This is a genomic window from Maritimimonas rapanae, assembly GCF_057837205.1.
In genome coordinates this window covers 1,173,276-1,185,313 of record NZ_JBYQFI010000001.1, presented here as the reverse complement: position 1 = coordinate 1,185,313, position 12,038 = coordinate 1,173,276, and the positions used below count along the sequence as shown (strand labels likewise).

Sequence of the window (12,038 nt, the reverse complement as noted above, 5' to 3'; positions counted from 1 at the left end):
ATTTGGTATTTAGAATTTCTGTTGACTAAGTAGAGCAGTGACTTTTTGTTTAAAATTACTAATAGAATATTTTACAAATAAGTAATCTTTAGGATATGGTGTTTCTTTTGTTTGTAAAGCTTTGTGATATTTTTGCTCAATAGCTCTTTGGTCACCTCTGTATTTACCGTAAGTATTTTGAAAGTTAGCTTCACCAAACATAGGATTATTAGAGATGGTTTGCTTTGTTTTTAGGTTTTTAATATTTACAGTTCCATCTAATTTTGAAGCTTTATTTTGTTGATATAATACAACTTCTGCTCTAACAATTTTATATTTAGGTGTTCTAATATCATTACCTTTATCATCTTTTCTTACATTACCATTGGCATCTAAACTATATTGCCAACCATCTTGAATTCTAGCTTCCTGAGGGATAGTTTGTGTCTTCGTTTCTGGTTGTGTAAAAGACAACTTATCTAATGATACATCTACCTGATAATCGTATTTAGTTCTTTTATCATACTTATTATGAAACACTAACCACTGATTATCAAACCCGCCAGAATTAATTCTAGAAAAACCTTGTAAACTATCTTTATGTATAGATTGTACATTGTTTTTAAAATTTACTAGCACAAAACTACTTCCTTGATTTTTAGCATTTTGCAATAATTGATTTAAATTAGATTTATAAGCTGGATCTACATAGATCAATTCTTCTAAATGCTTATGTGCCTTTCGAGCACCTTCAGTGCCTCCTTTCATTTCTTGCATTGCTAAATTGTAAAGAGATGCTGAATATGCATTTTTAGATTTCTTAATCTCATCTGTGTAATCATTAAAATCAAATTTCACTTCTTGCCCTTCATAATATAAAGGTTGTAATACTCTAACTTCATCCTGACGTAAATCTAAGTTCAAATATTTGCCATAAACTTTTTTAAGAGCATCTGGAGATTTTTGAGCTTTTAGACTTTTAATCTCTGCAAGATCATTCTGTGCAGCTTTATCATAAGCTTCTTTTAATAAAGGAATATGTTTCTGATTCGCTTTACTCGATTTATCTTTATTTAATTGAGCTACAGAATTATTAAAAGCTTCAATATAATTACCTGTTTGTAAATAATTTGTGGTTTTTTGTGTCCCGCCGCAGGCAGATAGCAGAATAATGGTTAAGACAGCGTATAAAAGCTTTTTCATAAGATGATTGATTTTGATTAATGTGTAAACGAAAATAACCTAATTTGGGCTAAAATCAAAGTCTTAACCTAAATTAGGTATCCTATTGATAGAATTATTCTATTCTATTACCGGAAGTACTTTACCTGTGCATTCGCCAAAACCAACACGAACTTCATCATTTTTGCAATAGGCGCGCATAATTACGGTATCGTTGTCATTGATAAATTTACGTTCGGTTCCATCATTCATTTTAAGAGGATTTGCACCTCGCCAAGTTAATTCTAGCATAGATCCATAGCTATCTGGAGTAGGTCCTGAAATAGTTCCAGATCCCATCATATCTCCGGCACGAACATTACACCCATTTACAGTATGATGTGCTAATTGTTGAGCCATTGTCCAATACATATATTTAAAATTAGAATTGGCTACAATAGTTTCGTTAGCATTTTCTGGTCGTATACCAACTTGTAAATTGATATCGTAACTTTTTTTACCATCAACTTGAAGATACGGTAGTGGAGTAGGATCTTGCTTAGGATTGTCTACCCTAAAAGGCTCAAGAGCATCTAATGTGACTATCCAAGGTGATATTGTTGAAGCAAAGTTCTTTCCTAAAAATGGCCCAAGAGGTTGATATTCCCATGCTTGTATATCTCTAGCACTCCAATCGTTAAATAATACCAATCCGAAAATATATTCTTCAGTTTCTTCAATAGGTATTCTTTTTCCTAGATCATTAGCATCCGTAGTAATAAAAGCCATTTCTAATTCAAAATCTAATAGCTTCGAAGGTCCAAATCCAGGAGTATTTGTTCCTTCTGCTGGCCTAGATTGCCCAATTGGTCTTCTAATTGGAGTTCCAGATGGAATAATGGAGGAACTTCTTCCATGGTATCCTATTGGCACATGTAGCCAATTAGGCATCAAAGCATTTTTAGGGTCTCTAAATAAGCTTCCCACATTAGTGGCGTGTTCTTTACTAGCATAAAAATCTGTATAGTCGCCAACACTTACTGGCAATTGCATTTCTACTTCATCGATTCTAAAGATAATTCTATCTTTATGTATAGCATTATCTCTTAATTCACCATTGGTTGTGTCGAATATATCAGCAATTCTATTACGAACTAATCGCCATGTTTTACGTCCATCTGCAATAAAATCATTTAAAGTATCCTGTAAAAAAATATCGTCTGTTAATGGTATTTCGCTAAAATAGCCTAACTGATGTAAAGCGCCTAGATCTATAGCATAATCACCAATTCTAGTACCAATAGTAATGATATCGTCTCTTGTTAGAAAGACGCCAAAAGGTATATTTTGAATTGGGAAATCTGAATTTTTATCTACTTGTAACCAAGATATTCTATTAGGATTATTAGCTGTTATTTTCATTTGATAACTTGTGAATTAATTTTTATTCAAATATAAATGTTTATATGTATTAGAAAAATGAAATTAGTACTTTTGGTTACTTATTTAACAATTCTATAAACTACCAAAATAATGCATCGCGATCAACAAATTTTTGACCTTATACAAGAGGAAAAAGAAAGACAATTACATGGTTTAGAATTAATAGCTTCAGAAAATTTTGTTAGTGAACAGGTTATGGAAGCTGCTGGCTCTGTTTTAACCAATAAATATGCAGAAGGTTATCCAGGTAAACGTTATTATGGTGGATGTGAAGTTGTAGATCAAGTTGAACAATTGGCTATAGATCGAGCTAAAGCATTATTTGGTGCAGAATATATAAATGTGCAACCACATTCCGGATCACAGGCTAATTCAGCAGTATATTATGCCTTGTTAAAACCTGGTGATAAAATTTTAGGATTTGATCTTTCTCATGGCGGACACTTAACTCATGGCTCGCCAGTTAATTTTTCAGGCAATTTGTATAAAACATCGTTTTATGGAGTAGATAAGGAAACCGGTGTATTAAATTATGATAAGATTAAAGAAACTGCTGAAAGAGAAAAACCGCAATTGATTATTGCAGGTGCTTCAGCTTACTCTCGTGATATGGATTTTAAACGTTTTAGAGAAATTGCAGATAGTGTTGGTGCTCTATTAATGGCAGATATTTCACATCCGGCAGGATTGATTGCAAAAGGAATCTTAAGCGACCCTATACCACATTGCCATGTTGTAACTACAACAACTCATAAAACACTTAGAGGACCAAGAGGTGGAATGATAATGATGGGTAAAGATTTTGAAAATCCTTGGGGTATTACTTTAAAAAGTGGCAAGCCTAAAATGATGTCAACTATATTAAATATGGCTGTTTTTCCTGGTAATCAAGGTGGCCCGTTAGAACACATTATCGCGGCTAAGGCAATTGCGTTTGGTGAAGCTTTAACGGATGAATTCTTGCATTATCAAATCCAAGTAAAGCGAAATGCTGCAGCTATGGCACAAGCTTTTGTTGAAAGAGATTATCATATTATTTCTGGCGGCACAGATAATCATATGATGCTTATTGATCTTAGAAATAAAAATATTACTGGTAAAGAAGCTGAAAATGCTCTGGTAAAGGCTGAAATTACAGTTAATAAGAACATGGTACCATTTGATGATAAATCGCCATTTATAACTTCGGGTATACGTGTTGGAACTGCTGCTGTTACCACAAGAGGATTAAAAGAAGCAGACATGGAAACTATTGTTTCTTTAATTGATGAAGTGATTAACAATTATGAAAATGAAACTGTTTTAGAAACTGTTGGTGAAAAAGTGAATACCCTAATGGTCAATAGACCATTGTTTGTTGTTTAAAGTAAAAACGTCATGCTGAACTTTATTCAGCATCTCATAATACTATAAAAAACCCAGTTGAATACTGAGTTTTTACTTTAGAATTATTGTGTTTTCAAATTGTCCTATACCAAGAAATTACTCTTACATATGTTTGCAGCTTAATACTATTAAACATGCAAATAAAACTTAAAAATAAAGATTTTATATTTCTAATAATATCAATTACAATAATTATTTGGAGTAATTGGGAATGGTGGCAGGTTGTTTTTTCTTTAATATTTCTATTTAGTTTTATGAATATGAAAATTACTGAGAGAATTAAAATATTAAAAAAATGATAAAAAAAAAGAATGTGATTCTGAAACAAGTCCAGAATGACAAAATACTGTCAATTGCTACGAAAGTAGGAACCTCTTTTTTAGATTCTTCGTTTTACTCAGAATGACATTAGTCTTCCTCTTGAGCCCGTTCAATAATATTTTCTGGTAATGCCTTTTTAGCTTTTGCACCCAACTTCTTTATTTTTTCTACACTTGAAATAAGGTTTCCTTTTCCTTCAAAAAGCTTATTCATGGCTGCATTATAATCTGTTTTAGAAGCATCTATTTTTTTACCAACACCAACAAGATCTTTCATTAAACCATCAAATTTATCATATAAAGCTCCAGCCTGACGAGCAATCTCTATAGCATTACGTTGCTGTTTTTCGTTATTCCACATGGTGTCTATGGTACGGAGTGTAGCTAAAAGGGTAGAGGGAGTAACAATTACAATATTCTTTTCGAAGGCTTTATTATATAATTGATTATCAGTATTAATAGCAATAGCAAAAGCAGGTTCTACTGGAACAAATAACAACACAAAATCTGGTGATTCTATTTGATAGATGTCTTCATATTTCTTTTCAGATAGTTCTTCTATTCTAGCTTTTATAGCATTGACATGTTTTTTAAGATGAACACTCTTCATGTTCTCATCTTCTTCGTTCACAAATTTCTCATAATCTGTTAAAGAAACTTTAGAATCAATAATCATTTTTTTATTATCTGGTAAGTGAATAACTACATCTGGCATTACACGCTTACCATTTTCGCCAGCAAAACTTTGCTGAATAAAATATTCTCTATCTTTTTCTAATCCAGATTTTTCTAAAACGCGCTCTAAAACCAATTCACCCCAATTTCCTTGCGTTTTACTATCACCTTTTAAAGCTTTGGTTAAATTAATAGCTTCTTTACTCATCTGCTCATTGAGTTCTTTTAATCCCAAAATTTGTTGCCTCAAGGCTGCATGACGATCAATACTTTCTTTATGAGTGTCTTCAACTTTCTTTTCAAACGTTTTGATCTTTTCTTGTAAAGGATTTAAAATTGTTTTAAGATTCTCTTTATTCTGTTCAGTGATTTTTGAAGAATTTTTTTCTAAAATATTATTAGCAAGTAACTCAAAATCCTTTCTAAGTTGTTCTTGTTGCTTGGCCAGTTCTTTATCACGTAGTAGGTTTTGTTGTTGTAGGTTTTCATACTCAGTGTTCTTCCGCGTAAGCTCAGTATTTAAAAAATCTTTTTCACGCCGTATTTCTTCTCTTTCACTTTCGGTTTTATCTATTTTTTCCTGTAAAGAATTAATAGAATTTTGTAACTGAGTATCACGCTCATCTAATGCACTCAATTTTACTTTATTCTTTAAGTTATTAATATAAATACCTAACAAGACACCTATAATCGCAGCAACAATAAAAACGATAATATAAATAAGACTTTCTTGCATTAATTAAAGTTTATGATTTTATAGCCATTTTCTTGATACTCAATCAATGCTGTTAATGCTGATAGTGAAAGCTTTACATCTTTAGATAAGCCTTCAATTGGTAAACCTCTAGATTTATACGATTGCCCACAAACATAAATATCTACGTTAGCTTCTTTTAGAGCTGTAATCAATTTAGCATTTGGGTTATCAATTTGATACTTTTCTTTATATGCCCTATTGCTTAGAGCATCTTTTGCAGCCTTACCATGCATTACAAAAGCTACTTTCATGTTTTCGGCAGGAACTCCATTCTGTGCATGCATATTTAAATAACGCGCAACAGTATTAATTAAAGGATTGATTGCGCCTTCTATATCTGTATTTGTATAAACATCGAAAATTACTTTGTAAATTTTGTCTCTCTGCAATAATAATTGCGAGTTTTCTATAGTGAATACATGACCAAAATCTTTAATAATTGGTCCTGCTTTTTTTTGTTGCTCTTGTGCATTTACTCCAGAAAAGGATATACAAATAAGAAAAATAATTATGTTTTTCATGTCGAAAATTTCAATCAATAATATTACAAAATATCTTTAGCTATTCATAGAGATTTGATGTTTTGTTTATAAAATTGTATCATTGAATAATGAAGTTTTTATCAAGATTTATTTTGATTCATATTATGGGTTGGAAGATTGTAAATGATTTTCCTAAACTTAAAAAATACGTCATTATAGCCGCACCACATACCAGTTGGGTAGATTTTCCTTTAGGCATTATGGTTAAGTACATTAAAGGTGCAAAGATCAACTATGTTGGTAAAGCTTCTTTGTTTAAACCGCCATTTGGTTTTTTATTTAGATGGCTTGGTGGAGCCCCGGTAGACAGATCAAAAAATAATAATGCAGTTGATGCCATTGTCGATGTTTTTAATTCTAGAGATGCGTTTATTTTTGCTTTATCACCAGAAGGCACGCGTAAAAAAGTAACCGAATTTAAAACAGGGTTTTACTATATAGCAAAAGGGGCAAATGTACCAGTAGTGATGGCTACTTTAGATTTTGAAAATAAACAAGTTAGAATTTCTGAACCGTATTATTTAACAGATAATAAAGAAAAAGATTTTGAATATTTCTATTCCTATTTTAGAGGAATAAAAGGTAAAAAACCTGAATTAAGTTTTGATTAAATCTTAGCCGTTTTTAAACTCTTATAAAAAGTCTTACGCATAACGTCTGGTTTTATAAACCAATCTCCATAATTAAGATCGTCATATTTTTTAGTAAGAGATGCATCATTTGTTACTTCTTCTACAGTTTTGCCAGCTTCAATTTCCTTTAAGACTTTAACTTTAATATCTTCTAGAATAGCAAGGTATTCTTGCAATTCTTTTTTATTAGAAGTACTTCTGTGTCCAGGAATAATTTTTGTTTCATCATCTATTAAACTTAAAGCATGTTTAATAGCTTTTATATAACCATTAACGGTTCCTCCGGCGTCAAGATCTATGTAAGGATATTTTCCTTGAAAATAAGTATCACCTGTGTGTAATACATTGCTTTTACTAAAATAGATCATAGCATCGCCATCTGTGTGAGCATTATGCACATGAAACACTAAAATATCCTCACCATTTAAATGAAAAGTTAGGCTTTTATCAAACGTTACAACTGGTAAAGCTGCTTCAGGAGATGGAGGAGTAGTTCTATTCCAAAGGCTATTAAATTGTTCTGTGCTCATACGTTTTCTAACATTTTCATGAGCAATAACAACAGCACCAGTCTTGTTCATATTTTCATTACCTCCTGTGTGATCACCATGCCAATGTGTATTAATCAAAAACTTAACTGGTTTGTCTGTTAAAGTTTTAATTTCTTCTAATATTTTTTGAGTTAAAGGTGCAAATTGATCATCAATCATAAAAACACCATCTTTACCGATAGATATACCAATATTACCACCAGAGCCGGTTAGCATATAGATACTATCAGCTACTTTATGGCTTTTTACCATAATTTCTCTGTTTTGTGCAGTAAGGGCTAGCGTTATTAGCGTAATAAATAATGAAAGAATTGTTTTCATGATATTGAGTTTGTTTCTAAGACGACTTCTACTAGTTAAAATTACAAATTCTCTTATTAGGGATTTAGTTCAATTTGAAAATAGCATACATCTGCATTGTAATAATGACTAGGCAAACCATCAGAACTTTTAATTTTTGACATTCCTAAAAAGTCAAATCCAGATTTTTTATAATGATTGATTAGCCTTGTGTTATTACCACAAGTGTCAAGTCTTACAAATAATTTATTATTTAATTGTGCATAGTCTTTTGCCCATTTTACAATTTCTGAAACAAAATTTCTGCCTCTAAATTCAGGATTTGTAGCTATTCTATGTATGTAAACAGCTGGGTCTTTATCTTTTTCTTCCCAAATCTGTGGGTCACTAAAAGCTGTTGCCCAAACACAAGCAATCTTATCATCTATTATTAGCTTCCATTGCCTGTACTCATTAATTTCAGTTTCAACTAAACTTCTTTTAAACTCAGGCCATAAATTATCTGGAAACATCTTTTTTTGGTACTCTGTTGCTATTTTATATAGCTTGAATATTTCTTCAATATCATTAATATCGCTATTTACTACTATCAATTGCTTATTAAATATGATTTTATAGCTATTATAAATTAATTACAAGGTAGTTTCAATATCAAAAGAAAAATAATCTATTGAACCCCAATTAGCAGCTTCTTCATCTTCCAAGTATTTCAAATGCTTTTCAATTTCATCACCTTTAAATTTAGATGAATGATAAGTTGTATTACTATCCAATACAGAAAAAATAAACATGCCTCTTTCCTTTTGAAACTTTTCAAATCTTTCTTTTATTTCCCACCCGTAAAAGCATACAGAAAATTTATCTTTTGAATTTAAAACTTTGGGTAATATTTGAGATAATTGAGAGGAGGAATACAACTTTTCTAATTTGTTCTCATTAAATACTCCAAGATAAATACTATCGATAATTAAAGGAATATTTAAATTATTTGCAATAGTTAATCTAACACCAACATTTCTAATTACTGTTCTTAAATGTTCTTTATCATATTTTCCTTCATTGAAAAGAAGCATTTTAAAGTCAACCCCATCTTGAATTTGATCAATATTATATTCTATTTTTTCTTGAATAGTCAAGTTGGTCAATTAATTTGATATAATATTTTCAATTGTTTCTAATAATTTAAAATCTTTTTCAGTAACTCCGTCTGCACTATGCGTAGATAGTCGAATTGCTAATTTATTATACACATTACTCCATTCTGGGTGATGATTTTGATCTTCAACCTCGAAAGCAATACGCGTCATAATAGAAAAACAATCCCTAAAACTTTCAAATTCTAAGGTGGTTTCTAATCCGTTATCTATATATTCCCAATCTGGGTATAGTTGTAGCTTTTCTTGAATCTGATCTTCTGATAATTTACTCATGATTTTGTTTTCTATAAAAATACAAAAAGCGAAGCATTAAAATTACGCTTCGCTTTTTGAAATACTATTTTAATAAGGCTACTCTTTATAAAAAGGTAATTTAACTACCGTAGCAGGCACTGCATTTTTTCTAATTTGAATATTAATAATGCTACCAACATCTGTAAAAACTCTAGGCACATAACCTAGGCCAATTCCTTTTTTTAATGACGGACTCATAGTGCCAGAAGTGACTTCGCCAATCTTCTTACCGTTACCATCAACAATATCATATCCTTGACGAGGAATACCACGATCATTTAACTCAAAAGCAATTAGTTTACGGTCGGTACCATGATCTTTTTGTTTTTTAAGCTCTTCATGATTTGTAAATTCTTTTGTGAACTTGGTAATCCAACCTAAGCCTGCTTCAATAGGAGAGGTAGTGTCATTAATATCATTTCCATACAAGCAGAATCCCATTTCTAAACGCAAAGTATCACGTGCAGCTAATCCAATTGGTTTTATACCATAATCAACTCCAGCTTCAAAAACTTTGTGCCATACCTTTTCTACGTCTTCATTACGAACATAAATTTCAAATCCTCCTGAGCCTGTGTAACCAGTTGCAGATATCATTACATTTTCAATTCCTGCAAAATCAGCAACTTGTACTGTATAATACTTCATATTTTCAAGGTCTACAGAAGATAATGGCTGCATGGCTTCTGCAGCTTTTGGTCCTTGTATTGCTAATAAAGAGAAGTTCTCTGAAACATCTTTCATTTCTGCACCAACATCATTTTTAGATTGAAGCCAATCCCAATCTTTTTGAATGTTAGAAGCGTTTACTACTAATACATACTTATCTTCTTCTAGTCTATAAATAATTAAATCATCTACTATACCACCATCATCGTTTGGCATACAACTATATTGGGCCTTACCATCAAATAATTTTGAAGCATCATTTGAGCAAGTTTTTTGAATTAGTGCCAACGCATTTGGGCCAGAAATTACAAATTCACCCATATGCGAAACATCAAATACACCAACACCATTTCTAACAGTTTCGTGTTCTATGTTTACGCCTTCGTATTGCACAGGCATATTATATCCTGCAAAAGGAACAATTTTAGCTCCTAGAGATTCATGTATATGTGTTAAAGCAGTATTTTTCATTGTAGATATGAGTTAAATAGCAAAGCTAAATATTAAATATTGAGTAGGAAACAATTAATTAGACATATTTTTTATATCTACATAAAAGTTTTTGTTTACCGAAAAATTTGAAATAGGCTTATCTGATTTACGCTGTTTCCAGTCTTTTGTAGGGATTACTTTATATTTTTTATCATTAATAATCACTTTAACAGGAATTGAAAATTGATCTACAATATTTGACCATCTATAAGATAATACATCGTTATCAATTTTATACTCTAATACTGGAATTTTAGTAGTTCTTAAATATTGATCAAAAAAACCACTTAGATCTATACCAATATTCTTAGCTAAATAGCTTTCTATTTGTTCTGTATTTACTGTTTGATGATAAAAATCTTTATTTAGATCTCTTAAAATAGAACGCCATTTTTTATCATCATTCACTATTTGACGCAGCGTATGCAACATATTAGCACCTTTATAATACATGTCACTAGAACCAGCATTATTTACATTATATGCGCCAATAATAGGTTTATTATTCTGAATATTCTTACGTGTACCAATTACATAAGCATTACTCGCTTCTTTACCAAAATGATAATCTAAGAAAAGATTTTCTGAATAAGCTGTAAAACCTTCATGTATCCACATATCAGCAATATCAATATTCGTAATACTATTGGCAAACCATTCATGGCCACCTTCATGAACAATAATAAAGTCAAATTTTAATCCCCATCCGGTTTGACTCAGATCATAGCCTCTATAACCGTTTTGATAACCATTACCATAAGTTACAGAACTTTGATGTTCCATCCCCAAATAAGGTACTTCTACTAGTTTAAAACTATCTTCATAAAATGGGTAGGGGCCAAACCAATATTCAAAAGCCTCAAGAGTTCTCGGAGCTTCTTTAAATTGTTTTTTTGCTTTTTCTAAATTATAAGAAAGCACCCAGTAATCACAATCTAATTCTCCTTTTTCACCCTTGTATTTTTCTGAAAAATGTACATAATCTCCAATATTTATGTTTACACCATAATTATTGATTGGGTTTATCACTTTCCAAGTAAATGTCTTCGTATTGTCAGAATTCTCTTTTGTTGAAATTAATCTACCGTTACCAACACTTGTTAAATGTTCTGGAGCGGTAATGCTTAAAGTAATACCTTGATCTGGTTCATCATACATATGATCTTTACATGGCCACCAAATGCTTGCACCACCACCCTGACAAGATGTAGCGATAAAATCATTACCATTTTTATCTTTAGACCAAGTTAAACCATCATCCCAAGGCGGATTATTACTAATTTTTGGAATTCCTTTATAACTAATAGCAATTTCATTTATTTCATCAATTTTTTGAAGTTTTTTGAGTGTAATATAATAGACATTTCCATCACGTTTATATTCTAAATCCACATCATCCTGTTTTACAGTAGTAATTTCCATAGGAGGCTGTAAATCTATCTGTATCAGTTGTTTACTTTTTAAAACTTTATAGCGAATACTATTGCTTCCGCTCAAGCTTTTATTAGATGGATCTACCTTCATACTCAAGTTATAGTGCAATAAATCCCACCAAGCTCTTTCGGGTGTTATGGTACCTCTCAAAGTATCTTGTTTAGAGAAATTTTGTTGCGCATTAGTAGTGGTTAAAAAAAAGATAGAGACGAGCAATAAGCTATATATAGTTTTCATCAAAAAGTA

At 31.2% G+C, this 12,038-nt stretch carries 12 protein-coding genes; 2 read left to right on the top strand and 10 right to left on the bottom strand.

Features of this window, described 5'->3' with window-relative positions; all coding sequences use genetic code 11:
• Nucleotides 1-9: 9 nt before the first annotated feature.
• Both AC3IF2_RS05675 and fahA read right to left on the bottom strand, forming a co-directional pair.
• Entirely contained in the window at nt 10-1,182 is a 1,173-nt protein-coding gene (locus AC3IF2_RS05675; protein ID WP_489166101.1) for a hypothetical protein, read from the bottom strand.
• Nucleotides 1,183-1,281: 99 nt separating this feature from the next.
• On the bottom strand, nt 1,282-2,562 hold the full coding sequence (gene fahA, locus AC3IF2_RS05670) for a fumarylacetoacetase (protein WP_489166100.1): 1,281 nt from the start codon (nt 2,560-2,562) through the stop codon (nt 1,282-1,284).
• Between the two features lie 111 nt (nt 2,563-2,673).
• Between fahA and glyA the strand changes: the two genes are divergently transcribed.
• Nucleotides 2,674-3,948 (top strand): serine hydroxymethyltransferase, encoded by a 1,275-nt coding sequence (glyA, locus tag AC3IF2_RS05665; protein ID WP_489166099.1) that lies wholly within the window; start codon nt 2,674-2,676, stop codon nt 3,946-3,948.
• 429 nt (nt 3,949-4,377) lie between these two features.
• Here glyA and AC3IF2_RS05660 read toward each other — a convergent pair whose 3' ends face one another.
• Together AC3IF2_RS05660 and AC3IF2_RS05655 are read right to left on the bottom strand one after the other, a co-directional pair.
• Nucleotides 4,378-5,700 (bottom strand): DNA recombination protein RmuC, encoded by a 1,323-nt coding sequence (locus tag AC3IF2_RS05660; RefSeq protein ID WP_489166098.1) that lies wholly within the window; start codon nt 5,698-5,700, stop codon nt 4,378-4,380.
• Nucleotides 5,700-6,242 (bottom strand): DsrE family protein, encoded by a 543-nt coding sequence (locus AC3IF2_RS05655; protein ID WP_489166097.1) that lies wholly within the window; start codon nt 6,240-6,242, stop codon nt 5,700-5,702. Before AC3IF2_RS05655 ends, AC3IF2_RS05660 begins: the two co-directional genes overlap by 1 nt.
• An 89-nt stretch (nt 6,243-6,331) precedes the next feature.
• Between AC3IF2_RS05655 and AC3IF2_RS05650 the strand changes: the two genes are divergently transcribed.
• Complete coding sequence (locus AC3IF2_RS05650; protein WP_489166096.1) at nt 6,332-6,874, top strand: 1-acyl-sn-glycerol-3-phosphate acyltransferase; 543 nt, start codon at nt 6,332-6,334, stop codon at nt 6,872-6,874.
• Here AC3IF2_RS05650 and AC3IF2_RS05645 read toward each other — a convergent pair.
• From AC3IF2_RS05645 to AC3IF2_RS05620, 6 genes are all read right to left on the bottom strand, one after another.
• The gene (locus AC3IF2_RS05645) at nt 6,871-7,767 is read right to left on the bottom strand and encodes an MBL fold metallo-hydrolase (protein WP_489166095.1); all 897 of its coding nucleotides are present in this window, start codon (nt 7,765-7,767) and stop codon (nt 6,871-6,873) included. The two genes, AC3IF2_RS05650 and AC3IF2_RS05645, sit on opposite strands and share 4 nt — an antisense overlap.
• 56 nt (nt 7,768-7,823) lie before the next feature.
• Entirely contained in the window at nt 7,824-8,339 is a 516-nt protein-coding gene (locus tag AC3IF2_RS05640) for a GNAT family N-acetyltransferase (RefSeq protein ID WP_489166094.1), read from the bottom strand.
• 39 nt (nt 8,340-8,378) lie between these two features.
• Entirely contained in the window at nt 8,379-8,882 is a 504-nt protein-coding gene (locus AC3IF2_RS05635) for a hypothetical protein (RefSeq protein ID WP_489166093.1), read from the bottom strand.
• 9 nt (nt 8,883-8,891) lie between these two features.
• A complete protein-coding gene (locus tag AC3IF2_RS05630; RefSeq protein WP_489166092.1) occupies nt 8,892-9,176 on the bottom strand; it encodes a 4a-hydroxytetrahydrobiopterin dehydratase in 285 nt (94 codons plus the stop codon).
• A 78-nt stretch (nt 9,177-9,254) separates the two neighbouring features.
• On the bottom strand, nt 9,255-10,337 hold the full coding sequence (gene gcvT / locus AC3IF2_RS05625) for a glycine cleavage system aminomethyltransferase GcvT (RefSeq protein WP_489166091.1): 1,083 nt from the start codon (nt 10,335-10,337) through the stop codon (nt 9,255-9,257).
• Nucleotides 10,338-10,391: 54 nt separating this feature from the next.
• Complete coding sequence (locus AC3IF2_RS05620) at nt 10,392-12,029, bottom strand: M1 family metallopeptidase (protein ID WP_489166090.1); 1,638 nt, start codon at nt 12,027-12,029, stop codon at nt 10,392-10,394.
• Nucleotides 12,030-12,038: the final 9 nt, after the last annotated feature.